20 protein-coding genes and 2 pseudogenes are annotated in these 24,056 nt (G+C 72.8%); 8 read left to right on the top strand and 14 right to left on the bottom strand.

Features of this window, described 5'->3' with window-relative positions; all coding sequences use genetic code 11:
* Window positions 1–454: 454 nt before the first annotated feature.
* From AB0J66_RS46480 to AB0J66_RS46460, 5 genes and pseudogenes are all read right to left on the bottom strand, one after another.
* Window positions 455–1,798, bottom strand: coding sequence for an NAD(P)-binding domain-containing protein (locus AB0J66_RS46480; protein ID WP_364674966.1), 1,344 nt, complete (start codon window positions 1,796–1,798; stop codon window positions 455–457).
* 46 nt (window positions 1,799–1,844) lie between these two features.
* Window positions 1,845–2,528, bottom strand: a complete 684-nt coding sequence (locus AB0J66_RS46475) for an endonuclease/exonuclease/phosphatase family protein (RefSeq protein ID WP_364674964.1) — start codon at window positions 2,526–2,528, stop codon at window positions 1,845–1,847.
* A 4-nt stretch (window positions 2,529–2,532) separates the two neighbouring features.
* Window positions 2,533–3,483 carry an ROK family glucokinase gene (locus AB0J66_RS46470; protein WP_364674961.1) on the bottom strand — a complete coding sequence of 317 codons (951 nt, stop codon included), beginning with the start codon at window positions 3,481–3,483 and terminating at the stop codon, window positions 2,533–2,535.
* Window positions 3,484–4,342: 859 nt separating this feature from the next.
* Window positions 4,343–4,969 (bottom strand): annotated as a pseudogene (locus AB0J66_RS46465) (hypothetical protein); the annotation flags it as partial.
* A 22-nt stretch (window positions 4,970–4,991) separates the two neighbouring features.
* Window positions 4,992–5,444 (bottom strand): SRPBCC family protein, encoded by a 453-nt coding sequence (locus AB0J66_RS46460; protein ID WP_364674959.1) that lies wholly within the window; start codon window positions 5,442–5,444, stop codon window positions 4,992–4,994.
* A 152-nt stretch (window positions 5,445–5,596) separates the two neighbouring features.
* Between AB0J66_RS46460 and AB0J66_RS46455 the strand changes: the two genes are divergently transcribed.
* Complete coding sequence (locus tag AB0J66_RS46455; protein WP_364675058.1) at window positions 5,597–7,222, top strand: GAF domain-containing sensor histidine kinase; 1,626 nt, start codon at window positions 5,597–5,599, stop codon at window positions 7,220–7,222.
* A 7-nt stretch (window positions 7,223–7,229) separates the two neighbouring features.
* Complete coding sequence (locus AB0J66_RS46450; RefSeq protein WP_020512124.1) at window positions 7,230–7,898, top strand: response regulator transcription factor; 669 nt, start codon at window positions 7,230–7,232, stop codon at window positions 7,896–7,898.
* A gap of 49 nt (window positions 7,899–7,947) precedes the next feature.
* Here the strand turns inward: AB0J66_RS46450 and AB0J66_RS46445 are convergent, their stop codons facing one another.
* Together AB0J66_RS46445 and AB0J66_RS46440 are read right to left on the bottom strand one after the other, a co-directional pair.
* Complete coding sequence (locus tag AB0J66_RS46445; RefSeq protein WP_364674956.1) at window positions 7,948–8,352, bottom strand: DUF4395 domain-containing protein; 405 nt, start codon at window positions 8,350–8,352, stop codon at window positions 7,948–7,950.
* 26 nt (window positions 8,353–8,378) lie between these two features.
* Window positions 8,379–8,882, bottom strand: coding sequence for a MarR family transcriptional regulator (locus AB0J66_RS46440; RefSeq protein WP_364674955.1), 504 nt, complete (start codon window positions 8,880–8,882; stop codon window positions 8,379–8,381).
* A gap of 69 nt (window positions 8,883–8,951) precedes the next feature.
* Here AB0J66_RS46440 and AB0J66_RS46435 point away from each other — a divergent pair, with 69 nt between their 5' ends.
* The gene (locus AB0J66_RS46435) at window positions 8,952–10,190 is read left to right on the top strand and encodes an MFS transporter (RefSeq protein WP_364674952.1); all 1,239 of its coding nucleotides are present in this window, start codon (window positions 8,952–8,954) and stop codon (window positions 10,188–10,190) included.
* Between the two features lie 4 nt (window positions 10,191–10,194).
* On the opposite strand, the gene AB0J66_RS46430 is transcribed toward AB0J66_RS46435, so the two are convergent.
* Entirely contained in the window at window positions 10,195–10,599 is a 405-nt protein-coding gene (locus AB0J66_RS46430) for a thioredoxin family protein (protein WP_364674951.1), read from the bottom strand.
* Between the two features lie 438 nt (window positions 10,600–11,037).
* Complete coding sequence (locus AB0J66_RS46425; protein ID WP_364674948.1) at window positions 11,038–13,035, bottom strand: ABC transporter ATP-binding protein; 1,998 nt, start codon at window positions 13,033–13,035, stop codon at window positions 11,038–11,040.
* Window positions 13,036–13,284: 249 nt separating this feature from the next.
* On the opposite strand from AB0J66_RS46425, the gene AB0J66_RS46420 reads away from it, so the two are divergent.
* Window positions 13,285–14,136: a hypothetical protein gene (locus tag AB0J66_RS46420; protein ID WP_364674946.1), complete on the top strand. Its 852-nt coding sequence runs from the start codon at window positions 13,285–13,287 to the stop codon at window positions 14,134–14,136.
* Between the two features lie 101 nt (window positions 14,137–14,237).
* Here AB0J66_RS46420 and AB0J66_RS46415 read toward each other — a convergent pair whose 3' ends face one another.
* The 4 genes from AB0J66_RS46415 to AB0J66_RS46400 all read right to left on the bottom strand — a co-directional run bounded on the left by AB0J66_RS46415 (window position 14,238) and on the right by AB0J66_RS46400 (window position 18,341).
* Window positions 14,238–15,365 carry a glycosyltransferase family 4 protein gene (locus tag AB0J66_RS46415; RefSeq protein ID WP_364674944.1) on the bottom strand — a complete coding sequence of 376 codons (1,128 nt, stop codon included), beginning with the start codon at window positions 15,363–15,365 and terminating at the stop codon, window positions 14,238–14,240.
* The gene (locus AB0J66_RS46410; RefSeq protein ID WP_364674942.1) at window positions 15,365–16,615 is read right to left on the bottom strand and encodes a M48 family metallopeptidase; all 1,251 of its coding nucleotides are present in this window, start codon (window positions 16,613–16,615) and stop codon (window positions 15,365–15,367) included. The genes AB0J66_RS46415 and AB0J66_RS46410 overlap by 1 nt, the downstream gene beginning before the upstream one ends.
* A gap of 38 nt (window positions 16,616–16,653) precedes the next feature.
* Window positions 16,654–16,875, bottom strand: a complete 222-nt coding sequence (locus tag AB0J66_RS46405) for a hypothetical protein (RefSeq protein ID WP_364674939.1) — start codon at window positions 16,873–16,875, stop codon at window positions 16,654–16,656.
* Between the two features lie 95 nt (window positions 16,876–16,970).
* Window positions 16,971–18,341 carry an NYN domain-containing protein gene (locus AB0J66_RS46400; protein ID WP_364674937.1) on the bottom strand — a complete coding sequence of 457 codons (1,371 nt, stop codon included), beginning with the start codon at window positions 18,339–18,341 and terminating at the stop codon, window positions 16,971–16,973.
* Between the two features lie 105 nt (window positions 18,342–18,446).
* Between AB0J66_RS46400 and AB0J66_RS46395 the strand changes: the two genes are divergently transcribed.
* From AB0J66_RS46395 to AB0J66_RS46380, 4 genes and pseudogenes are all read left to right on the top strand, one after another.
* On the top strand, window positions 18,447–20,246 hold the full coding sequence (locus AB0J66_RS46395; protein ID WP_364674934.1) for a DEDD exonuclease domain-containing protein: 1,800 nt from the start codon (window positions 18,447–18,449) through the stop codon (window positions 20,244–20,246).
* A gap of 89 nt (window positions 20,247–20,335) precedes the next feature.
* Window positions 20,336–22,126 carry an HD domain-containing protein gene (locus AB0J66_RS46390; RefSeq protein ID WP_364674931.1) on the top strand — a complete coding sequence of 597 codons (1,791 nt, stop codon included), beginning with the start codon at window positions 20,336–20,338 and terminating at the stop codon, window positions 22,124–22,126.
* 20 nt (window positions 22,127–22,146) lie between these two features.
* Window positions 22,147–22,596 (top strand): annotated as a pseudogene (locus tag AB0J66_RS46385) (NUDIX hydrolase); the annotation flags it as partial.
* A gap of 200 nt (window positions 22,597–22,796) precedes the next feature.
* The gene (locus AB0J66_RS46380; protein WP_364674929.1) at window positions 22,797–23,639 is read left to right on the top strand and encodes a sugar phosphate nucleotidyltransferase; all 843 of its coding nucleotides are present in this window, start codon (window positions 22,797–22,799) and stop codon (window positions 23,637–23,639) included.
* A 32-nt stretch (window positions 23,640–23,671) separates the two neighbouring features.
* On the opposite strand, the gene AB0J66_RS46375 is transcribed toward AB0J66_RS46380, so the two are convergent.
* Window positions 23,672–23,959, bottom strand: a complete 288-nt coding sequence (locus tag AB0J66_RS46375; RefSeq protein WP_364674926.1) for an Lrp/AsnC ligand binding domain-containing protein — start codon at window positions 23,957–23,959, stop codon at window positions 23,672–23,674.
* Window positions 23,960–24,056 lie beyond the last annotated feature (97 nt).

Raw genomic sequence — 24,056 nt, 5'->3', positions numbered from 1 at the left:
CCGCCAGCTTTCGCCGCGCCGCGCCCGCTCTTCATCGCCGCACGCGCGGTCGCACCCCGGCGGCTGGCCCTGCTTTCCCCGCCCGCAGCCTCGCCTCCACGCCCGGCCCCGATTTCCCCGCGCGCGACCTCGCTCCCGCGCCCGACCCCGATTTCCCCGCGCGCGACCTCGCTCCCGCGCCCGGCCCCGATTTCCCCGCGCGCGACCTCGCTCCCGCGCCCGGCCCCGATTTCCCCGCGCGCGGCCGCGCCCCGGCGCCCAACCGCCTTCTGCGCGCGCCCGGCCCGGGCCGCGCGGCGGCCCCACAGGCCACGCCCGTCGCCAACTCCCGGCACAAAAAGGATATCTACCGATTTACCGCCTTCGTCGCCCTCGGGGAGGCGAGACGTGACCTCGCGGGCGTGCGGGAGCACGGGGGAGGTCCAGTCGATGAGGCGGATCGGGCCGAACTCCATCACGCGGGCTCCATCTCGCGCAGCAGGCCGTCGACGGCCCGGAGGTAGTCGAGGTGGTCGACCTCGAACCAGTGGCGGCGGGCCGGGACGACGCGGCGGCGCGACCACGACGCCAGCGGGCGGGCCGACTCCTTCTGCTGCACGGCGGCGGCCCGGGCCGGGTCCTCCAGGCGCAGCCGGAGCCAGCGGGCCACGGCGACGGCCTGCCAGTGGGCCAGCGGCAGCAGACCCGAGTCGGGCTGGAGCAGGCCGACCACGGCGAGCGTCGGGTGCTTACGGGCGAAGGCGTGCAGGTGCAGGTCGGGGCGCCCGTCGGGGTCCGTGTCGATCAGCTCCGGGTCGAGGAAGTCGAAGCGTGGTTGGTAGCCGGTCGCCGTGATCACCAGGTCGGGTTCGACGCGCGTGCCGTCGGCCAGCTCGACCGCCTTGCCGTCGTAGGCGGCCACGTCGGCCACCGGCGTGATCCGGCCGTGGCCCAGGTAGTACGGCAGCTGGCTGTTGATCAGCGGGTGGCTCTCGTACGGCTTGTGGTCGGGCGCCGGCAGGCCGTACCGCGTCAGGTCGCCGGTCGTGAGCGCCAGCGCGCGGCGGTACAGCCACTGACGTACGGCCAGAGGCACTTTGAACCGCAGCAAGCGGTCGTTGATCTGGTCGGCGGGCCGGCCGAGGAGGTATTTCGGCGCGTACCAGTAGCCGCGCCGGGTCGAGTGCCAGACGGTCGCGGCCTGCTGGGCCGCCTCGACGGCGATGTCGCAGCCGGTGTTCCCGCCGCCGATCACCAGCACCCGCTTGCCGCGCAGCTGGGCCGGGTCCTTGTACTGGGCCGAGTGGATCACCTGGCCGCGGAAGTCGCCCGGGATCTCGGGCCGGGCCGGGGACCAGTTGTGACCGTTGGCCACGACCAGACCCGCGTACCGCTGGATCCGCTCCTCCGAGCCGCCACCGGTCGACCGGGTCGTGACGTCCCAGCGCCCGTCGCCGACCGGGACCGCTCGGACGACCTCGGTGCCGAACCAGACGTCGCCGGTCAGCCCGAAGTGCTCGGCGTAGCGCTCCAAATAGGACAGCACCTGGCTGTGGTGCGGGTAGTCGGGCCAGGTGTCCGGCATCGGGAAGTCGGGGAACTCGGTGAGCGGCCGCGACGAGATCACGTGGGTGCCGGCGTAGACCGGGCTGCGGTCGTGCCGCCAGTTCCAGGCCCCGCCGACGGCCGTCTCCCGCTCGTAGCAGTCGACCTCGAAGCCCTGCTCGCGCAGGTTCTTGATCGCGGTGAGCCCGCTGGCGCCGGCCCCGACGACACAGACAGCGTGTCGACGGTCGGCGATCTCTGGCGTGTCCGGCACGGCCGAGATCCTGCCAGAAGGGTGGGCCCGCCCGGAAGATCCAGTTTTACCGTCCGGCCGGGAGCCGCAGGTCGGCCACGACCGGAAGATGATCACTCGCGCGGCGGGCCCGGTCGTCCTCGACGATCTCGTACTTGTCGATGGTGATGTCCGGGGTGACGAACAGGCCGTCGAGGCGCCGGGCGGGCACCGTGGCCGGGAAGGTGGGCCGGTTGTCGTCCGAGGTGACCAGGCCGTCGGAGACCGTGCGCCAGGCCCCGCCGCCCGGGCCCTCGTTGAGGTCGGCGGCGGCGATCAGCGGGCCGTCGACCGCGGTCAGCGCCTCTTTCCAGAGGGCAGCCTGGTGGGGCCGCTCGGCCGGGTCGGTCGCCAGGTGCGAGCCCGCCACGGTGAACGTACCGCCGCGGACCGAGCCCCGGGCGAAGACCGCGCCCCGCAGGTGCCGGCCCGGGGTGAGCGGGTAGCGCATCACCCACGTGTCGAGCACCCGCACCCGCAGGTTGACCAGCAGCAGGTTGCCCAGCGCGGGCAGGCCGCCGGCCGCCACCACCATGCCGAGGTCGTCGGCCAGGGCTGCGCAGCGGTGCCGCCAGCGGAAACGCCGCGGCGCCTCCTGCACGACCAGGACGTCCGGGGCGAGCTCGCGGACCAGCTCGACCAGGGCGGCCCGGTCGTCCTTCATGCCGTGGACGTTGTAGCTGACGACGCGCAGCGCGGGGGGCTCGGCCATGCGGTCAGGGACGCCGGGCCAGGTCGGCCGCGCCGACGACGCCGGCCGTGTTGCCGGTCTCGGCCGCGTGCAGCTCGGCCACCGGGAAGCGGCCGCGCTGCTTGAGCTGATCCCGGTACGTGGTCTGGGTCGGGGTCATCAGCAGGTCCCCCGCGTCGACCACGCCGCCCCCGACGACCAGGATCTGCGGGTCGAAGCTCTGCGCCAGGTCGGCCATGGCCACGCCCAGCCAGTAGCCGATCTGCCCGAACGCGTCCCGGGCGACGCCGTCACCGGCCCGGGCCGCCTCGGTGATCTGCCGGCCGGTGATGGCAAGCGGGTCGCCGCCGGCCAGCTCCAGCAGCTGGGCCGCGCGCTCGGGCTCCTGCCGGGCGCCGGCCCGGGCGAAGCGTACGAGGGCGTTGCCGCTCGCGTACTGCTCCAGGCAGCCCAGCCGGCCACAACCGCAGGGATGGCCGTCCGGCACGGACTGGATGTGACCGAGCTCGGCCGCGATGCCGTGGGCGCCACGCCACAACCGGCCGTTGAGCACGATGCCACCGCCGATGCCGGTCCCCACGGTGATCATCACCATCGAGTCGTCCATGTGCCGGGCCACGCCGTACCGGAACTCGGCCCAGGCGGCCACGTTGGCGTCGTTCTCGAGCACGGTGGGCAGGCCCACGGCCTTGCTCACGTAGTCCCGCAGGGGCTCGTCGCGCCAGGCCAGGTTGGGCGCGAACAGCACGGTCGAGCCGGCCGCGTCGATCCAGGCGGCGGCGCCGATGCCGATCGCGGTGGCCTCCGGGTAGGCGGCGGCGAGCTCGGCGGCGACCTCGACGATCGTGTCCCGGGTGCCGGCCGGGTCCTCGGCGGGGGTGTCCCGGCGATTGGAGTGCAGCACGGTGCCGTGCTCGTCGACCACCCCACCGGCCACCTTGGTGCCGCCGACGTCGACTCCGATGGTCAGCGTCACGCTGCCCGTCCCCTCTGTCCCATCACTCCGCGCCGCCGTCCCGGCCGTCGCGGGGCTCACTGTCCCTGAGCGCCTCCGCGCCCGCCACATCATGATCCACCGTCGCGCTCGGCGCCACGTCGGCAACACCCGCATCCGCGGTGGCCGCGGCCCACACATCAAACCTTCGAGGGGTACGGCTTTCCCGCGCCGCCCCACCCGCAGTGTCCCCCGTCTCGCCGGACCCCAGCTCAGCGCCCCCGGCCGCCGCCCGCGCGGCCGCCTCAGCCTCCCGCGCGGCCGCCGCCGCCCGCTGCGCCCGCGCCTGCGCCGCCGCCTCGGCCACCCGCCGCTCGGCCTCAGCCGCGGCCCGCCGAGCCGCCTCGCGCCGCTCCCTCAGCTCCGCCGCATGCTCAGCCGCCACCTCGGCCGCACTGGCCGACGTAGCCGCCGCCCAGGCGTCCCCGGCGGTGCCGCTACCCCCGGCGGCCCTGCTGTTCCCGGCGGCACCGCTACCCCCGGCGGCACCACTGCCCTCGGCCGCGGCGGTCGCACCGGTCGCCGCCGACCACGCGTCCCCGCCCATACGGTGCCCCTCTCCCCCCGGTACGGCGCGCCCACCGGGAGCGGCGTCCCCAGCGGAAGCCGCGTGCCCACCGGAAGCCGCGTGCCCAGCGGAAGCCGCGTGCCCACCGGGAGCGGCATGCCCACCCGGCATGGTCTGCTCATCGGGAGCGGCGTACCCATCCGGCACGGCCTGCCCACCCGGAGCGGTGGCGTTTGTCGCGGCCGACCAGGCTTCGCCGGCGGTGTTGCGCGTGTCGGTGGTGCGCTTGTTCGCAGAACGGGTCGCTGTCGACCAGGTCTGGTCCGCGTTGCCGGGAGTCGCCGGTTTCGGCGCGGGGCGCGGCTTCTTCCTCTCCCCCGTCATCGCGGAGAACGCCCGCATGAGGTGGGCGGCACCCGTGGCCAGGTCGCCCGCGCTGCTCGCCAGACGGGCGGCCGTCATCGGACTCGGGTCCCGAGTGGCCGCGATGGCCTTGCACACCGGGCATACACAGCATTCCGCGCTCCCCGTGGCCCAGTGCCCGCGCTCGCTTGTACGATTTGCGCCGCTTTGTCGACGGGCGTGGCCGGCATTGGAATGATCATCGCCCGCACGGCCACCAGCCGCCCGCTCGCCGGCCACTCCGTCTTCCGCGGCGGGGTCGTCGCTGATCAGGCCGCCCAGATCGCCGAGCCGGTCACCGGCGGCGCGGATCGCGGAGGCCAGGCCACTGCCCAGCCGGGCCCAGTCGGGCCCCCCGCCCGGCCCACCTGACGAACCATCGCCCGGGCCCGACGGGCCACCGCCCGGGCCCGACGGGCCGCCGCCCGGGCCCGACGAACTGCCGCCCGGCCCCGACGAACGGCCGCCCGGGCCACCCGCCGAGCCGCCGGCGGTTGACATCGAGGCCAGGACCGTGGCGACCAGGCGCTCGGCCTCCTCCCGTGCGGAACCGGGCATGTCGCGCTCCTAGGGGTGTTGCTCAGCTCGTAGGCAGGCTCTCGACGCGGCGCTTGAGCTGCTTCAGCGCCGTATCCATGATCATCTTCTCCGCCTTACGCCGGAACATGCCGAGCATGCCGATGGAGAGCTCCACCTCAAGTGTGTACGTCACCGTCGTGTTGCCGTGGCCGTCGTCGACAAGGTCATAGGAGCCGCGCTGTGACTTCTGCGTCTTCGAGGGCCGGACCAGGTGCCACTCGATCCGGGAGAGATCCTCGGCGTACTCGTACTCCAGGGTGTAGTCGTCGGCCATCACCCCGGCGTCGATCACGAACCGGACGGTGGCCGCGTAACCGTCCTCGTACTCCTCGAGGACCTCCACCTGTTTCATCGCTTCGGCCCACTCGGTGTAGCGCGGGAAGTCGCTGATCACCGCGGCCACGCGGTCGAGGGGCGCATGGACCTGGATCGACTGCGTCGAGGTGTCCGCCATGCACGGGAGACTACCCACCCGGTACGACATTCCCGGCGACGGGCCAGCGCGGCGAGCCGCCCGGCCCCGGGGCGGCTACCATCCGTCAGGTGCCGGTCCTAGCCAGCGTCTCCGCGCGCGTCCAGCCCCTTGCGGTGGCCGCGCGCATCGTCATGCTCGCGCTGGTCGCGGCGCTCACCCTGATCGCCACGGGAGAGGTACGCCAGCTCGGCTGGATCGCCCTGCTGGTGATCGCCGCCCTGCCCGCGTTCCTGGCGCCCGATCATCACCTGTTCGCCCCGCTCGGGCGGTTCGCCGAGGTCGCGATCACCGGGCTGGCGGCCGGTTCGATCGCCGCCGCGGCCGAGGCCCACGGCACTTTGGACGCGGGTTTCGGGGCGGAGGTCGTTCTTCCGTACCTCACCGTGCCCTTGCTGACCGCGGCCCTGCGCCGGCGCCCGACCGAGGGCGCCGCGTTGCTGGGTGTGGCGGCGGTGTCACTGGTGGTCGGCGGTACGCTGATCGGTGACGTCAGCCCGATCACCCAGCCCGGGTTCCTCGCGGCCGGTGGCCAATGGCTGGTCCTCGGCGCGATCATCACGTTCGCGGCCGACACGATGCGTCAGCTGATGCAGCCCACCGAGCCCACCCCCCAGCCGTACGCCGAGGCCACCCGCCTGCTGACGCAGTTGCGGAGCGTGGCCCGGTCGCTGCCGGGGGCCACTCTGGACCCGGGCGGCATCTCCGAGCACCTGCTCGAGGAGCTGCGCCTGGTCACCCCGTCCGATCGGTCGGCCGTGCTGTCGGCCTCCGGCGGCGGCCGCCTGGTGGTGCTCGCGCAGACCGGCGCCGAGCGGGTCGACTGGGAGACGACGCTCGACGCCGACTCGGCCATCGCCGACGCCTGGGCCACCCAGCAGCCGATGACGGCCAACCGGTCGCAGGCCCGCTCCGGCCGCACGGGTGACACCTCGTCGCTGGTCGTGCCGCTGGTGGCCGGGGTGCGAACGATCGGGCTGGTCATCCTGGAGACGGATGTCGCCAACGCGTACCCCTCAAGTGTGGTCAGCGAAGTGACCTGGGTGACCGACCCGGCGGCCCTGCGGCTGGAAGCCGCCCTGCTCTTCGACGACGTGCGCTCGCTGGCCACCAATGAGGAGCGTCAGCGGCTGGCCCGCGAGATCCACGACGGGGTCGCGCAGGAGCTGGTGATGGTCGGCTACGGCATCGACAACGCCCAGGCCACCCTGCCCGAGGGGGCCGAGGAGACGGCCGAGGAGCTGCGCTCGCTGCGCAGCGAGGTGACCCGGGTGATCACCGAGCTGCGGCTGAGCCTGTTCGAGCTGCGCTCCGAGGTGGACCGCAACGGCGGCCTGGCCGCCGCCATCGCCGAGTACGCCCGGACGCTGGGCACCTCGGCCGGCCTGCGGGTGCACTTCACTTTTGACGAATCGACCGCCCGGCTGCCCGCCGCGACCGAGGCCGAGTTGCTGCGTATCGCCCAAGAGGCGATCACCAACGCGCGCAAGCACGCCGGAGCCTCTAATCTGTGGGTTACCTGCACGGTCGACCCGCCGTTCGCGGAGATCGAGGTCTCCGACGACGGCAGGGGCTTCGCTGACGACCGCCCGGACGGTCGTTATGGTCTGACCATCATGGCCGAGCGGGCGGAACGGATCCGGGGCCGACTGAAGATCACGCCGCGACACCCCAGCGGGACAACCGTTGCCGTAGTGCTCGGTTCTTCCGCCAGGCGCGATAGCGTGCGGGATAGCGTTTCCGCTCCAGAAGGGGAGTAACCCGAGCATGTCGACCAGTCCGGCGCCGACGACGCGCACCAAGGTCCTCCTTGTCGACGATCATGACTTGATTCGTAAGGGGCTGCGACACGCATTCGAGCGCGACCGTCAGTTCGAGGTCGTGGGTGAGGCGGCCACGGCCGCCGAGGCGGTCCGCCAGGCCGGCGCTTTGCAGCCGGACGTCGTGATCATGGACCTCCGCCTGCCCGACGGCAGCGGTCTCGAGGCCACCAAGGCCCTCCGCAAGAACAACGCCAACATGGGCATCGTCGTCCTCACCATGTACGCGGGTGACGACCAGCTCTTCGGCGCCCTCGAGGCGGGCGCCAGCGCGTTCGTCCCCAAGACCGCGCCCGCGGACGAGGTCGTGGCCGCCGCCCGGCACGCCGCCTCGGCCCCGAGCGCGTTCACCGCGGCCGACCTGGCCGAGGCGATGAAGCGCCGCCTCGCCCCCTCCGGCCCGCAGCTCTCCCCGCGTGAGGGCCAGGTCCTGCGCCTGCTGGCCGACGGCATGAGCGTGGCCGGCATCGCCAAGCAGCTGTTCGTCTCCGAGTCGACCGCGAAGACCCACATCTCGAAGCTGTACGAGAAGCTGGGTGCGGCCAACCGGGCCCAGGCGCTCATGACGGCGCTGCGGCTCGGCCTCCTCGAGGCTCCGGACGCGCCGAAGTTCTGATCCCCTCGTCGCTGTCGTTCGTGTGAAGCCCGGTTCCCCCGCCGGGCTTTTATGCTCTTACGCGCCGCATGGCCAGATACATCTCGCAGCCCAGGCACAGGCCGAAGGCCGCGTTGAGGAACGCCGCGAGCAGGCCGAAGCCGGCGAAGACGACACCGAGCGTGGTCACCCCGCTGAGGTAGCCGACACTCGCGACAGCCAGAAAGCTAAAACCGACTAACTGCGCGAAGCGCACGGGCGCGGCCGGCTCACGCTCGGCCGGTGGCCCCAGCCGGGGCAGGACCAGGGCGCGATAGACGTACGAGTACGGGCCGCGCCGCGGATCGGCCGCCGTGACCGCGAAGATCACCGTCTGGACGAGCGCCAGCCAGCCCCAGCCGGTGGCCAGCACGACGACGAGGACGATGCTGGTCAGCGTGGCCGCGAACCGCTGGCCACGGGGATCGAGTTCCATACCTGATTTATATCCTACCGGGCCGATCAACTTTCCAGGCTCAGGAGCACCTTGCGCAGCAGGCCGTTGAGCTGGATCAATTCCTCGTGCGAGAGGGCGCCGAGCAGCTTCTGATCGCGGGCCATCCCCTCGAAGATGTACTTGCTCCAGGCCGCCCGCCCGGCCGCCGTCGGCCGGATCAGCACCCGCCGCCGGTCCCCCTCGTCGTGCTGGCGGGTGACCAGCTCGGCCGCCACCAGCCGGTCGAGCCGGCTCGTCATCGCGGCCCGGGTCACGTTGGACGCCTCGGCCATCTGGGCCGGCGTGGCCTCGATCGGCCACGGCTGGATCATCAGCACGTGCAGCGTCTTGTAGTCCTCGAAGGTCAGCTCCTTGGACTCGGCGAACGCGGCCGAGTCGGCCCGCCGGGCCTCGCGCTGGATGTAGTTCATCCGCACCAGCGCGCCCTCGACCTCGGGCGCGAACGCGGGCTCGTCCTTCCAGAAGGCCGCCCACCGCGCCACATGCTGATCGACGCTGTCCTCTTCCATCCGGCCACTCTATCGTGCGCCTGACTTTTCGATTGCTAATAGTTAGACGTTGAACTACTGTCCTGGCTCATGCGACGGTTCACCGACTTCCAGCTGCTGACCGGCGGCCTGACCCTCTCCTGGATCGGCAACGGGTTCCAGACCGTGGCGCTCGCCGTCGCGGTCCTCAAGGCCGGCGGCGGCCCCGGCGACCTCGGCCTGGTCATGGCCGCGTCGATCGTGGCCCGGCTGGTCTGCACCCTCTTCGGCGGCGTCTGGGCCGACCGCCTCCAGCCGCAGCGCGTCATGGTCGCCTCCGACCTGGTTCGGCTGCTGTCGGCGGGCGCGATGGCCGTCATGTTCTTCAGCGGCGGATACCACCTGATCCTGCTCTGCGCGCTGGCCGCGATCTCCACCGGCGCCGCCAGCTTCTTCGACCCGGCCTTCGGGGCGCTGCGCCCGCTGCTGGTCCCGGTCGAGAAGCGCCAGTCGGCCAACGCCACCATCAGCATGCTGCAGACCGGCAGCCAGGTCGCCGGTCCCGCGCTCGGCGGGGTCACGGTGGCGGCCTTCGGCGCCTCGGCCGGCTTCACGGTCAACGCGCTGAGCTTCCTGGCCTCGATGATCGCCGCGCTGCTCCTGCACGTCCGCGTGGAGCGCGGCCCCCGCTCCTCCATGCTCAGCGAGCTGGGCGACGGCTGGCGCGAGATCCGCAAGCGCGACTGGCTGATGTTCGGCCTGTTCGGCGCGACCGTCTACCACATCGCCAACGGCATCATCCTGGTCCTGGTGCAGGTGGTCGCCATCGAACGCCTGGGTGGCCCCTCGGCCGCCGGCTTCATCGCCGCCGCCGAGGGTCTGGGCGGGGTGATCGGCGCCGCCGTGGCGCTGCGCTTCAAGCCCCGCCGCCTGCTCCGGGCGGGCTGGTTCACGCTGCTGCTGATGCCGCTCTGGGCCCTGGCCTACGTCTGGCCGGCCGAGCTGGTCGCGGTGATCGCGGGCGCCATCGTCGGCTACGCGGGCCTGATCTTCTTCGACGTCGCCTGGGAGACCGCCATCCAGGACCAGGTGCCGCAGCGCATGCTCGGCCGCGTCTCCTCCTGGGACTACCTGACCTCGTTCATCGCCATGCCCATCGGCAACGTGCTGGCCGGCCCGCTGTCCGCCAAGTACGGCACGTCGCCGATCCTCACCGCCTGCGCCGCCGTCCTGTTCCTCTCGGCGGCGTCCCAGTTCCTCGTCCCCGGCACCCGCCGCCTGACCCGCTTGGGCGTTTCACCCGCCCCGGCCGCCAAGACCCCGGAGCTGACCGAGACCACGGGGGTCTGAGGGGTCAGAGCACCGCGCCCAAGGCGGCGATCAGCTGCGGCTTGGCCGGGACGCCGGTGGCGCGCTTTACGACCCGGCCCTCCGCGTCGAGCACAAGGAGGGTCGGGGTGCGCCAGATGCCGAGCGCCCGGACGGCCTCCAGGTGACTCTCGGCGTCGACCTCCACGTGCTGTACGCCGGGAACCAGCGCCGCCACCTCGGAGCTGACCCGGCGCACGGCCCGGCACGGCGCGCAGAACGCCGACGAGAACTGCAGCAGCGTCGCCTTCGCGTCCCCGACCCCGAGCTCCCGCAGCAGAGCCGGGTCGAGCCGGGCTCCGTCGGCGCTGGGGTCGGCGCTGGTTTCCTCGATCACGCCCGGCTCCTCCCGCGCGTCCGGCACCACTCGCCGTTCTTCCGCGCTGTCCACTCCCCTAGTCTCCGCAGCCGCGAGCCGATCACCAACCACGCCCACCGCGGCGGACGCGGGGGCAGCGGGCGCGGAGGCGGCAGCAGGCGCGGCGCCGGGAACGGGCGCGGAGGCGGGAACGGGCACGGCGACGGAAGCAGGCGCGGAGGCGGGAACAGGCGCGGCGACGGAAGCAGGCGCAGCGACGGGAGCGGCGGGCGCGGCCGCTGGGCCGGCGGGGGCGGCCGCTGGGCCGGCCGGGGCGGCCGCTGGGCCGGCCGGGGCGGCCGCTGGGCCGGCCGGGGCGACGTCGCGGAAGTGGCCATCGGTGCGGCGGCGCCACAGGCCGATCGCGAGGCCAATGAGCAGCACGGCCGCTATCACGACCAAGCCTATAGAGTCCATAGGACAACACTGCCACGAGACCGGCGGACGCGGCAGTGCGTTCCACCTGGTGAATCAGGCCATCTGGTAGGCGCTGGCCTGCAACGTGAACATCTGGGCGTAAATGCCGTCGGCTGCCATCAGTTCGTCGTGGTCGCCCTGTTCGACGATCGAGCCGTGGTCGAGGACGTAGATCCGGTCGGCCTCGCGCACGCTGGCCATCCGGTGGGTGATCAGGACCACCGTGCGGCCCTCGGCCAGCTCGCGCAGGCGCTGGTAGACGTCGTGTTCGGCCCGGGCGTCCAGGTTGGCGGTGGGCTCGTCACAGATGAGCAGCGGCGCGTCCCGGAAGAAGGCGCGGCTGACCGCGAGCCGCTGCCACTGCCCGCCCGACAGGTCGGCGCCATCGATGAAGTGGCGGGACAGCAACGTCTCGTACTGCCGGGAAAGCTCCATCACGAAGTCGTGCGCGTTGCCGGCGCCGGCCGCCGCGTGCACCTCCGGCGTCGACGCGACCCGGTCGTGCCGGCCGATCGTGATGTTGGCGCGGGCGGACAGCGGCCACCGGGTCGGCTCCTGCATCACCACGGCCACCCGCTCACGGACCGAGTCCGGGTCGAGGCGGGCCGCGTCGGCGCCGTCCCACAGGATCCGGCCCTGCTGCGGCCGGTGCAGCCCGGCCAGCAGGGTGGCGAGGGTCGACTTGCCGGAGCCGTTCTCCCCGACCAGGGCGATCACCTCGCCGCGGCGCAGGGTGAGGCTGACGTCGCGTACGGCTGGGTGGTCCGCGTCCGGATAGCTGAAGGTGACGCCCTCCAGGGCGATCTCCTCGAAGGCGGACGGGGCCACGCCGCCCGGCGCCGGTTCCGCCCGCGAGCGCGACAGTTCGCAGAAGCCCTGGAAGTCGGCGAAGTAGAGGCCTTGATCGAAGACCCGGTTGGCCGAGAAGGCGATCTCGCTAAGCTTGCCGATGCCCATGTTGATGGCGTACGCCGCGGCGCCGCCGGCCGCCAGCTCCATCCGGCCCGTCCATAGCAGCCAGAGCAGCACGACGTACGCGAAGGCCGTCGCGAACCCGCTGAGGATCGTGCCGAGCAGGGTCGCGCGGACCTGCAGCACCGACACCCGGATCTCCTCGGTGGTCGAGACCGCGAGCAACCGCCGCACATCCGCCAGCAGGAACGACCGCAGGGTGAAGGCCCGGAGTTCGGGCGCCGGCTCCCGCGCCGCGAGCAGCTCGGCCAGCATCCGCTGCCGGCGCCACACCGCGATCAGCCGCAGCATGCGCCGGTGGCCGAGCCGGGCCGAGCGCACGGCGGCCCAGCCGATCGGCACCACGGCCAGCACGAGCAGCGGCAGCAGGATCGGATGCAGCACGGCCAGGACACCGGCCGCCGCGATCAGCCCGGTCAGGTTCGTCACCAGCTCGATGGCCCGGTTGACCAGCTGTTCGGCGGCCGAGATGCCCCGGTCGCGGGCCCGCTCCATGGCGTCGCGCCAGTCGACGTTGTCGAAGGTGGACAGCTCGACCTGGGTGGTGAGCGTCAGCAGCCGCATCTCGGCCGCCTGGTAGACCTTCGGCCCCAGCCGCCCGTTGGCCGCCGCGGCGGCCGACGTGAGCGCCCCGCGCACCGCCGTCGCGCCGACGACCAGGAGCAGAGACGGCACGGCGGCCCGTACGCGGTCCGGCGTCGGCACGTCCTGCAGCAGCCCGTCGAAGACGCCGACCACGCTGATCATGCCGACGGCGCTGGCTACCCCGCCCGCGACCTGCAGCACGAGCAGGGCGGCGGTGGTCCGCGGGTCGGCCCGCCAGGCGAGCAGCCAGGCCTCGCGCAGCAGCCGCGGCAGCCGTTTGAGCATCTCCCAGAAGGACGTGTTGGCCGCCTCTTCGGTGCTGGTCAGCCAGTAGGGCAGGGCCAGCTCGCCGTCGTCGAACTCGGCCTGGACGTCCTCGTCGGCGGCTCGCGGCTTCTCGGGATCGGGGCCGGCCTTCGGCCGGCCGGAATCGGGGGTGGCCTTCGACTGGCCGGAATCGGGGGTGGTCGGCTGGCCGGAGTCGGCGTCCCGCATCGAAGCTCCATCTCGGACGTCCCGCAGCGCAGACTCCGCGGCCGGGCACGCGGGGCCTTTCACCCTTCCTACGCCGGGCCACCGATCGCGTCTGTCGGCTTACGGTCAGTCACCTATTCATTCACGGTGGAACCACTCGCCCGGTGCCGGCGTCCGACCGGTATGCACCCAGCAAGATCCATCGCCGCCGCTGTGACGGCGCTGTTGCTAGCCGCCTGTGGATCATCACCGCCCGAGGTCACGCTCTCGGTGCAGACGGACAAGCGGCCGCCGCTCCCGTCCGGGTGGCGCTGGGAGTCCTACGGCGGCATCCAGGTCGGTGTCCCGTCCGAGTGGGGCTGGGGCGACAGCGGCCTGCGCCTCGACGCCTGGTGCGTCTCGCCCGGCGACGACCACCCTCCGGTGGTGGCCCGTCCCGGCGGCCCGGTTCCCGCGATCGGTTGCCCCGCCGGCGGGACGAAACTGAAGAACACCGGCCCGGTGGTCGCCCTCGGCCACTCCTCTGCCCCGGACGGCGTCGAGCAGCGGGACGACCGCACGACGGTCCGCCGGGCCGGCGTCGAGATCATCGTGCAGGCGCCACTCATCCTGCGCGGCCGCATCACGGCCACGATCCACCGGGTCACCACCGACGAGTACGGCTGCGCCACCACCCACCCGATCAGCGAACACCCGGACCGGCGCCCGGCCCCACCGGCCGACGTCACCACTCTGCGCGATGTCATCGCCGTCTCGGCCTGCCGCTACGAGATACCCGACCCTGACGCGGCGCCCGCGCCGGACGTCCAGCCGCGCTTGATCTCCAGCGTGCGCCTGGAAGGGGCCGCGGCGGCGGCCGCGATCCAGCGGATCGCCCGGTCCCCGACGGGCGGCGGCCCCGACCACCCCGGGGACTGCCTGCCCGAGGTCGCCGACGGCAACGAGGCCATCGTCCTGCGCGTGCGCTCCACCTCCCCCGGCCCGGCCGAGATCGTGCTCCGCTACGCCGGCTGCGACCACCACGGTTTCGACGACGGCATGGCCATACGCCGCCTGACCGCGACCGCCATGGCCCCGTTCACCACCGGCCCCAACAGCGTGGCTCCTGCGCCGAGCCGGTAGCACCTTTCTTCGATGTCACCTCCGTCCACACGGGAGCCGGTGACATCGAGTGAGCTGCACCTTCCCTCGAACGGGGTAGACCAACCCGCGAGGCGTGGCGGTCAGGGCCTGTCGAGCATGTCCGACAGGCGGTCGGCCTGGGACTCCCAGCGCCACTCGCGTTCCACCCAGGCCCGGCCGGCCTGGCCCATCTTCCGGCGCAGCGGCTCGTCGGTGAGCAGGTCGGTCAGGCGGGCGGCCAGGGCGGCCACGTCCCGGCCGCCGACCACGTAGCCGGTCTCGCCTTCGCGGACGGCGTCCGGCGCTCCGCCCGAGTCGCCGCCGACGACCGGGAGGCCGGAGGCCGAGGCTTCGAGGTAGACGATGCCGAGGCCTTCCACGTCGAGGCCGGCGGCGCGGGTGCGGCACGGCATGGCGTAGACGTCGCCGGCCGCGTAGTGGGCCGGCAGCTCGGACCACGGCACCGAGCCGGTGAAGACCACGTCGGACGCCACGCCCAGGTCGCGGGCCATCCGTTCCAGCTTGGCGCGGTACGGCCCGCCGCTGACCAGCAGCAGGGCGGCGTCGGGGACGCGGCGGCGGATCGTCGGCAGCGCCTTGATCAGCATGTCCTGGCCCTTGCGGGGCACGAGGCGGGAGACGCAGACGATCACCGGGCGGCCGGTCAGCCCGTGCCGGGCGCGGACCTCGCTGCCGTCCACGCCGGGGTGGAACGTGTCGACGTCGACGCCCGGGGCCAGCCTTTCCAGGCTGGTCAGCCCGTGCAGGGCCCGATCGAGGCGGCTGCGCTGGTATTCACCGAGGTACGTCATCACGTCGTTGTTGCGGGCGATACGGCGCAGCAGTTGCCGGGCGCCGGGCATTGCCGCCCAGCCGATCTCGTGGCCGTGGGTGATGGCCACCGCCCGTTCGATGCCGGCGCGGCGGCGCAGCCCCTCGGCCAGCAACCCGAGCGGCGCCGCGGCCCCGAACCAGACCCGGTCGCAGCCGTGCTCGCGGGCGAGCGAAGCGGCCCGCCGCGCGACAGCCGGGGTCGGCAGCAGCATCCCGGTCTTCTCGCGGATCACCTGGAAGGGCTGCTCGGCGTCGAATTTCTCGGCGCCGCGCCACGTCGAGGCGTAGACGACCAGCGAGCCGGCCGGGCGGCGGACGGCCAGGTTGTGGATGAACTGCTGGATGCCGCCGGGCCGGGGCGGGAAATCGTTGGTGATCAGCAGGGTGCGGGACATCAGCGCTCACCCCGGGCGTACGCGCGGGCCGCGGCCATGCGCTCCACGGTGGACGGGTGTGAGGCGAACAAGGTGTGCTCCCAGGCGGGCGGGTCGGGATCGGACAGATTGACGGTGCCGAGGCGGCGCTGCATCGCCTCGAACGTGGTGGCGTCGCCCGTCAGGTCCAGCGCGTGGGTGTCGGCCCGGGCCTCGACGCGGCGGCTGACGAACGACTGGGCCGGGCCGGAGATCAGCCCGGCCAGGGTGACCATGGCGAGCAGCAGGGCGATGGCCCGCGGCTCGCCGATCGACTCGACGCCGGCCCGGTCGAGCAGCCACTGCCAGGAGCCGAGCAGGTAGAGCGCGATCACGGCCACGGCCGCGCCCAGTGCGCCCAGGATCGTCCCGGTGAGCACGTCACCGTCCTTGGCGTGGCCGAGCTCGTGGGCTGCGACCGAGACCACTTCGTCCGGCGTGGCCTCGGTGAGCATCGTGTCGTAGACGACGATCCGCCGGGTCGGGCCGATGCCGGAGACGTACGCGTTCACCGCCCGCGTGCGCCGCGAGGCGTCGGCGACGAGCACGTCCTTGACCGGTACGCCGTCACGGGCGGCCAACTGCAGCAAAGAAGTCCGCAGCGGGCCGTCGGCCATCGGGGTGAACTTGTTGAAGACCGGCTCGACCAGCACCGGCAGCACGAATGAGAGCAGCACGACCAGCCCGGCCGCGCCGGCCGCCCCGATCGCCCACCACCATCGCGGCGCGAAGTGGGTCACCGTGAAGAAGCCGGCCAGGGCCAGCCCGCCGATGACCGCGCCGACCGCGAACGACTTGAGCAGGTCGATCACCCACGCGCCCCAGGTCTGGGTGGAGATCTGGTACTCGACGACGATGGCGTGCCGCCAGGCCGCGAGCGGCAGCGTCACGATCTCGGCCACCAGCACCACGGCGAAGCCGCCGAGCACGGCCTGGGCCAGCCAGTGGCCGCCGAACGGCCGCCCGGCCTGCGTGACGATCCACGCGCCCAGCGGCGTGAGCCCCAGCACCAGCGCGATGATCAGGCCCACCGCCATCGACCCGTACGAGCCGGGGCGAAGCGCCGTGTGAAAGGCCCGGGACCGCGCTATCTGCTCCGGCGGGAAGGAACCCAGCGCCGCAAGTTGATCCGGGCGGGGCGCCGGTGACCGGTGCCATGGGATGGTCAGGGCGGCGACGACGGCGAGGCCGGCGAGCAGCAGCAGAAGGGCGACGAAAGCCCAGAGCCGCATCGCAACAACCTCCCCGGGGACGACGAAAAGACCAACGACTACGCCACGTTACGGCCTCGCGGATACAGCGGCACGACCACCGGCGGCTCCGGGGTCTCGAGCAGCTCGACCTCGAAGCCGGCGAGCTCGAAGACCTCGATCGCGCGCAGCTCGCCGGGCGTCAGATCCTCAATGCCGTCGGGCGTGTTGGCCAGCGCCGAGACCAGGCAGCCGGAGCACTCGCCGGGGGCCCGGTCACAGCGACCGCAGTCGATGATCATCACTCCTCCTCCCCTGTGGCGGCCGGGGGAAGGACAGCCACCATCAGTGACCATCACGGTACGAGGGGGGTATGACAAAAACGGGAAAGCGCAGGTCAGGAGCGCGAAAGCCGCCGTAGCAGAGAGTCCGCGCCCATCGGGTAGGCGCCGTGGCGGCGCACCCCGTCGGCCACCTCGCGGTCGGACGAGATGACCACCAGCGGCCGCCCCGTCGGCTCGGCCCGCACCAGCTGGCGGATCAGCTCGTCGGCGGTGTCACCCTTGCGCGAGAACAGCACCCGCACCCCGCGCGGGGCCGGCGGCAGCCCGTGCACCCGCTCGGCGCCGTCGAAGACGACGGTCACCTCGTCACCGGTCTGGGCCGCGATGCCGCCGAGCCCGGTGATCAGGCGCTTGCGCTGCTGCTCGAGCGACATCTCGGCGAAGCCGCGCTTGGTCACGTTGTAGCCGTCGACGATCAGGTGGGCCCGGGGCAGGGCGAGCAGCTGGTCGAGCCGGCCGGGGTCGTCGGTGTCCTGGGCCCGGGCCCGCGAGCGCTCGGGCGAGCCGGGCACCTCGGCCGCGGTGTCGGCCACGAAGTCGGCCGGCAGCTTGCCGGCCGGGTTGAGGGCGAGCTCGCGCCGCAGCCCCGACGCGGCCTGCCCGATGGTCTCGAGCAGCAGCCAGAGCCGGGCGTCGTCGACCGCCCGGGCGTCCTTGGCGCTCTGTTTGCCGGTGGCCGCCGCCGCCTCGGCCTCGGCCAGCCGGGTCTTGAGCCGGCGCACCTCGGCGTCGTGGTCGGCCGCGGTGCGGGCGATCCGGCCCTTCTCGGTGGCGAGCAGGTCGGTGGCGCGCTTGGTGGCGGCCTGGGCCTCGCGCAGGGCCTTGGCCGTGGCGCGGGCCTCCTCGCGGAGCTGGCCCATCTCCTCACGGACCCGGGCCAGCTCGTCGCGGAGCTTGTCCGCCTCGACCTTGGCCACCGTGCGGTCGTGCTCGGCCCGGACGGCCCGCTGCTCGGCCTCGCGGACCTGGCTCGCGATGGCGGCGCTGTCGGCCTCGGCGACCACCGCGTGGCCGGCCTCGTCGATCAGCTCGCGCCAGCCCTCGGGGCGGGCCAGGTACGCCAGCGCGGCCACCTCGACCGGGTCGGCCGCGGCCGGGGCCATGCCGCTCGCGACGGCGGCGCCCAGGTCACCGGTGTCGGCCACCACGCGGGTGCTGATCCGCTGGCGGAACAGGGGGTCGGCGGCGAGCTGGGCGGCGATCTCACGGCCGCCGAGCCGGGCCCGGCGGTTGGGGGCGAACCGGGCCACCTTGCGCATCTGGACCGGGATCTCGTCGGCCGGCAGCGTGGGCAGGGCGGCCGCGGCCAGCGTCATGATCCGCTGCCGGACCGGCTCCGGGAGCATCGGTTCCGGGCCGTGGTCCGCATCCTGGACGGCCGCCTCGGCATCGGGGCGGTCGTGCGACGGATCTGGTGCGGACATCTACCTATTCTCACACCGCAAGCTGCGGAAAAGCTTGTCGAAGCAAGTGATCTTTTATAAGGGCCGACCGGGAACATGTCATACCCCCTCTTTAAAGTCCCCGGCGTGGCACAACCGGCATACGTCCAGGGCACTCTGGACACGCTTCTCAGCGCCGACGGCTCGGTCGAGCCGGCGGCGCTCTCGCTCTCCGACACGACCTTCGTCGTGCTCGACCTCGAGACGACCGGCGGCGCGGCCGACGGCGCCGGCATCACCGAGATCGGCGCGGTCAAGGTGCGCGGCGGAGCCGAGCTGGGCGAGTTCCAGACCCTGGTCAACCCGGGCGAGCGGCTGCCGCCGTTCATCACCGTGCTGACCGGCATCACCGAGGCGATGCTGGCCCCGGCCCCGCCGATCGAGTCGGTGCTGCCCAGCCTGCTCGAGTTTCTGCGCGGGGCCGTCCTGGTGGCCCACAACGCGCCGTACGACGTGGGCTTCCTCAAGGCCGCCTGCGCCCGCCACGGTTATCCCTGGCCCAACCCGCGCGTGCTCGACACCGCGGCGATCGCCCGCCGGGCCCTGACCCGCGACGAGGTGCCCAACCGCAAGCTGGGCACGCTCGCGCAGTTCTTCCGCTCCGAGGTCCAGCCCACCCACCGCGCCCTCGACGACGCCCGGGCCACGGTCGACGTGCTGCACGGGCTGATCGAGCGGATGGGCAGCTTCCGGGTCCACACGCTGGGCGACGCGATCGACTTCGCCCGGGCCGTCACGCCGGCCCAGCGCCGCAAGCGCCACCTGGCCGACGGGCTGCCACACTCCCCCGGCGTCTACGTCTTCCGGGCCGCCGACGACCGCCCGCTCTATGTGGGCACGTCGAAGGACATCGCGACCCGCGTACGGAGTTACTTCACCGCCAGCGAGAAACGCGCGCGGATGTCCGAGATGATCGGCGCCGCGACCCGGGTCGAGGCGGTCGAGTGCGCCCACTCGCTGGAGGCCGAGGTCCGGGAGCTCCGGTTGATCGCGGCGCACTCCCCGCCGTACAACCGCCGGTCGAAATATCCCGATCGGGTGGTCTGGCTCAAGCTGACCGACGAGCCCTACCCGCGGCTGTCGGTGGTCCGCGCGCTGGCCGACGACAACGCGGCCTATCTGGGGCCGTTCTCGTCGCGGCGCACGGCCGAGCTGGCCGCGGCCGGGGTCTACGACGCCGTGCCGCTGCGCCAGTGCACCCACAAGCTCTCGCTGCGTACCCCGATCGCCGCCTGCGCCCTGGCCGAGCTGGGCAAATGCCCGGCCCCGTGCGAACACAAGATCACCCCGGAGGAGTACGCGGCGAGGGCCGCCCTGCCCTTTCGGACGGCCACCTACGGTGATCCCGAGCCGGTGATCCGGGCCCTCGTCGACCGGATGGAGGCGCTGTCCGAGCGGCGGCGCTACGAGGAGGCGGCGACGCTGCGCTCGCGCCTGATCGCGCTACTGAGAGCGACCGTCCGCATGCAACGGCTGGCCGGGGTGACCAAGCTCGCCGAGCTGGTGGCGGCCCGCCGCGACGACGTCGGCGGGTGGGAGATCGTCGTCGTGCGGCACGGCCGGCTGGCCGCCGCGGCCACCTCCCCGCCGTACGAACATCCTCGCCCGACGCTCGACGCGGCCCGGATGACCGCCGAGACGGTCCTACCCGGACCGGGTCCGGTGCCGGCCGCGACGGCCGAGGAGACCGAGCGCGTCCTGGCGTGGCTCGAGCGGCCCGACACCCGACTGGTGGAAACTTCCGGCGACTGGGTGTCACCGGTTCGTGGCGCCGCGCGCTTCACCGACCTGCTCAACCGGGCAGAAGCGGCAGCTTCGGGCAAAGACTCGTCCGTTCGCTCATCCGTAACTGACCGTTCGGATGACGCTCGCTCGCTTAGGCTGTAAGGCAAGCGAAACTCCCCGGCCTGGTTCGCGGGGCTTCGCGGCGATTTGGCTCGCGGCCGCGCGGGCCACTGCGGTGAGGGGGTGTCCAGGTGGACGTCGACGCCGGCCACGGCGCCGCCCTTGGACGTGCCCTCCCGAAGCCTGCCACCGAGCTGACGATCGGCCGTCGCCTGAAGTCGTTCCTGAGTTTCCAGGGCAACGACGACGACCCGGTGACCGTCCTCACGCGCACGCATCGCGCCATCCATCCCTCGGCCGACGCCGGGGTGCTGCGGCGCAGCTACGCCATCGCGGAGAACATGCACCGCGGCCAGATGCGCAAGAGCGGCGACCCGTACATCACGCACCCGCTCGCCGTCGCCCAGATCTGCGCCGACCTCGGCATGGACACGACGACCCTGGTCGCCGCCCTGCTGCACGACACGGTGGAGGACACGAGCTACACGCTGGAGGCGCTGCACGGCGACTTCGGCCCCGAGGTGGCCCACCTGGTCGACGGGGTGACCAAGTTCGACAAGGCGTTCTACGGCAAGGCGGCCGAGGCCGAGACGATCCGCAAGATGATCGTGGCCGCCGGCAAGGACGTCCGTGTCCTGGTCATCAAGCTGGCCGACCGGCTGCACAACATGCGCACCCTCGACGCGCGCTCGCCGTCGAGCCGGGCCCGGATCGCGACCGCCACCCTCGACGTCCTCGTGCCGCTCTGCGACCGCCTCGGCATCCAGGCCCTCAAGCGCGACCTCGACGACGTGGTGCTGTTCCACCTCGAGCCCGATTCGTACTCGCGCATCGACGAGCACGTGAAGAACCGGCCGGGCTGGGACGACTACCTCTCCGAGGTCAGCGCCAAGGCGCGTACGGCCATGCGCCGCTCGCGGGTGTCGGCCGAGGTCACGCCCCGGCCCCGGCACTACTACTCGATCTGGAAGGACACGGTCGCCGGCGGCCACAAGGTCCCGTTCGACCTGCCCCGCATCGCCGTCGTCGTGGACGGCCCGGAGACCGACTGTTACGCCGCGCTCGGCGCCATCCACGGCCAGTGGCGCCCGGTGGCCGGCCGGTTCAAGGACTTCATCGCCTCCCCCAAGAACAACCTCTACCGGTCCCTGCACACCACCGTGACCGGCCCGGACGGCCGCCTGGTGGAAGTGCTGATCCGCACCGAGGCGATGCACGACTACTCGGAGTACGGCGTGGCCACCACGTACCGATATCCGAAGTACGCGCAGGACGCCGAGGCGTCCGGCGCCGACCAGCTGACCTGGCTCAAGCGCGTGCTCGACTGGCAGCAGGACACCACCGACGCCGCCCAGTTCCTGGCCTCGCTGCGCTGCGACCTGGCCGAGGCCCAGATCACCGTCTTCGCCCACGGGCACGCGTTCGAGCTGCCCAGCGGCTCCACCCCGGTCGACCTGGCCTACGAGCTCGGCCCCGAGAAAGGCGACCAGTGCCTGGCCGCCACGATCAACGGCCGGCTGGCCCCGCTCAGCTCCCAGCTGCGCGACGGCGACGTGGTCGAGATCTTCTCCGAGACCGAAGGGCAGGTCGAGCTCGAGCCCAACGCTCCCCGCGGCCCTCGCAGGGAATGGCTCGGCTTCGTCAAGTCGAGCCAGGCCCAGATGCAGATCAACCGGTACTTCGACGAGAAGAACGAGCCCGGCATCAGCATCGCCGACAAGGTCCGGCTCGGCCGGGCCACGATCGGGCTGACCCTGCGCAAGCACGACCGCGGCCTGGCCAGCGAGGTGCCGCTGCGCCGCCTGGCCGAGGAGCTCGGCTACCCCGACCTGGAGACCATGCTGGTCGCGGTCTGTGAGCGCAACCTCGAGCCGGACGCGGTCGTCGAGCAGCTCATCGCCCTCGTCGACCACCCGGACTGACGCCCAGTAACCTAACGCGCGTGAGTTTCTCTCGGGTCGTTCGGGCGTACGCGTATCAGGCGTTCTACAGGCTGCCGAGCGCCGCCCGCCGCCGCATAGCCGGCCTGGTCGCCCCGAGATACCTGGTCGGCGCCGTGGCCGTGATCCGCGACGCCGAGTCGAGCGACCCCGACCGGATCCTGCTGCTGCGCCAGCCGCCCAACCGGGGCTGGAGCCTGCCCGCCGGCCTGCTCAAAAAGGGCGAGCGGGCCGAGGTCGGCGCGGCCCGCGAGCTGTTCGAGGAGACCGGCGTCCGCCTCGCCCCGGGCGACCTCACCCCCGGCGCGCCGAACGCGATCATCCACCCGGTCGGCGTGGTCGACACGGTCTTCTTCGGCTCGGTGCCGGCCTCCACGACCGCGCTCAAGGTCGACGGCGGCGAGATCCTGGAAGCGGCCTGGTTCCCGGTCGACGACCTGCCGCGCCTGACCCTCAACACCGGCCACCTGCTCAGCCAGTACGGCATCGGCGGCCAGAAGACCGAGGAGCTGGCCCGCCGCAAGGCCGAGCGCGCCCGCCGCCAGGGCATCGACGAGACCGCCGGCCCCACGACCGGTCCCTCCGCCGGCGGAGGGACCGACGCCGCCGGCCCGGAGGGTCAGGACGCCACCGGGGCGGAGGCCGAGGGCCGGTGAGCGAGGTCTGCGGCATCGTCCTGGCCGCAGGCGAGGGTCAGCGGCTCCGCCCGCTGACCGAGATCCTGCCCAAGGCGCTCTGCCCGGTCGGCAACGTGGCCCTGCTCGACCGCGCGCTGGCCCGGCTGGCCGCGCTCGGCCTGTCCGGCCCGGCGACCACCGCGGTCAACGCGGCCTACCTGGGCGAGCAGGTCGTCGCGCACGTCGGCGACCGCGCGCACCTCTCGGTGGAGCCGGACGGCCCCGTCGGCACCTCGGGCGGCGTGGGCCGGCTCAAGGGCTGGGTCGACGGCCGGGGGGCGCTGGTCGGCAACGCCGACGCGTACCTGTCCGACCCGGGTCGTGAGCCGGGTAAGGACATCGCCGCGCTGCTCGACGGCTGGGACGGCGAGACCGTGCGGATGCTGACCAAGACCAATCCGCCCGGCGCCACCGGCGGCTTCAGCGGGCGGCGCTTCGCCGGCTTCTCGCTGCTCCCCTGGCGGTACGTCCGTGAGCTCTCCACCGAGATGAGCAACCTGGTCCGTACGGTGTGGCGCCCGGCCGAGGCCGAGCGCGCCCTCGAGCTGATCGACTACGCGGGTTCCTACATCGACACCGGGACCCCCGGCGACTACCTGACGGCCAATCTGCACGCCGCGCGGGCCCGAGCCCTCATCGACCCCTCGGCCACGGTCACCGGGAGCGTCAGCGACGCCGTGGTGGGCGCCGGCGCCACCGTCCACGGCGAGATCACCCGCTGCGTGGTGTGGCCCGGCGCCGAGGTCGCGGCCGAGGAAAAGCTGGTCGACGTCATCCGCGCCCCGGGGCCGATGACGGTGAAGGTCGCGGTTCCGTAGGGCACCGGCCGCGCGAGGACGGGCGCGGTGGTTCAGTCGGCGTCCGGCAGGCCGATCGCGAAGGCGTCCTCGAGGTCGTGCTTCGAGTAGGCGCGGAACGCGATGTGCGACTCCGTGTTGACCACGCCCGCCGTCTTGGAGATCTTGCCGGCGATCACCTCGGCGATGTCCTCGAAGCGGGACACCCGCACGATCGCGATCAGGTCGACGTTGCCGGCCACCGAGTAGACCTCGCTGACCCCGTCCAGCGCGGCCAGCGCCTCGGCCACCTCGGGGATCGAGTCGGTGGCGCAGTCGATGTGCACGATCGCGGTGTTCACCAGCGGGGCTCCTCGCCTCTGAGGTAGTAGACCGATCAATGCTAAACGAGAAGGGGCCCGCCGAAGCGGGCCCCTTCTCGTCACGTGACAGCGGGCG

The sequence above is a fragment of the Actinoplanes sp. NPDC049598 genome (assembly GCF_040675435.1).
Classification (GTDB): Bacteria; Actinomycetota; Actinomycetes; order Mycobacteriales; family Micromonosporaceae; genus Actinoplanes.
The sequence above is the reverse complement of the archived record's forward strand: the minus strand, read 5'-3'. Positions and strand labels throughout refer to the sequence as shown.

Excerpts from the sequence above, each read along its gene's own strand:
- AB0J66_RS46475 (WP_364674964.1), bottom strand. The coding sequence starts at position 2,528 with ATGGCCGAGCCCCCCGCGCTGCGCGTCGTCAGCTACAACGTCCACGGC.
- AB0J66_RS46460 (WP_364674959.1), bottom strand. The coding sequence starts at position 5,444 with ATGGCGGACACCTCGACGCAGTCGATCCAGGTCCATGCGCCCCTCGAC.
- AB0J66_RS46455 (WP_364675058.1), top strand. The coding sequence starts at position 5,597 with ATGCTCGCGCTGGTCGCGGCGCTCACCCTGATCGCCACGGGAGAGGTA.
- AB0J66_RS46450 (WP_020512124.1), top strand. The coding sequence starts at position 7,230 with ATGTCGACCAGTCCGGCGCCGACGACGCGCACCAAGGTCCTCCTTGTC.
- AB0J66_RS46445 (WP_364674956.1), bottom strand. The coding sequence starts at position 8,352 with ATGGAACTCGATCCCCGTGGCCAGCGGTTCGCGGCCACGCTGACCAGC.
- AB0J66_RS46440 (WP_364674955.1), bottom strand. The coding sequence starts at position 8,882 with ATGGAAGAGGACAGCGTCGATCAGCATGTGGCGCGGTGGGCGGCCTTC.
- AB0J66_RS46435 (WP_364674952.1), top strand. The coding sequence starts at position 8,952 with ATGCGACGGTTCACCGACTTCCAGCTGCTGACCGGCGGCCTGACCCTC.
- AB0J66_RS46425 (WP_364674948.1), bottom strand. The coding sequence starts at position 13,035 with ATGCGGGACGCCGACTCCGGCCAGCCGACCACCCCCGATTCCGGCCAG.
- AB0J66_RS46415 (WP_364674944.1), bottom strand. The coding sequence starts at position 15,365 with ATGTCCCGCACCCTGCTGATCACCAACGATTTCCCGCCCCGGCCCGGC.
- AB0J66_RS46410 (WP_364674942.1), bottom strand. The coding sequence starts at position 16,615 with ATGCGGCTCTGGGCTTTCGTCGCCCTTCTGCTGCTGCTCGCCGGCCTC.
- AB0J66_RS46405 (WP_364674939.1), bottom strand. The coding sequence starts at position 16,875 with ATGATCATCGACTGCGGTCGCTGTGACCGGGCCCCCGGCGAGTGCTCC.
- AB0J66_RS46400 (WP_364674937.1), bottom strand. The coding sequence starts at position 18,341 with ATGTCCGCACCAGATCCGTCGCACGACCGCCCCGATGCCGAGGCGGCC.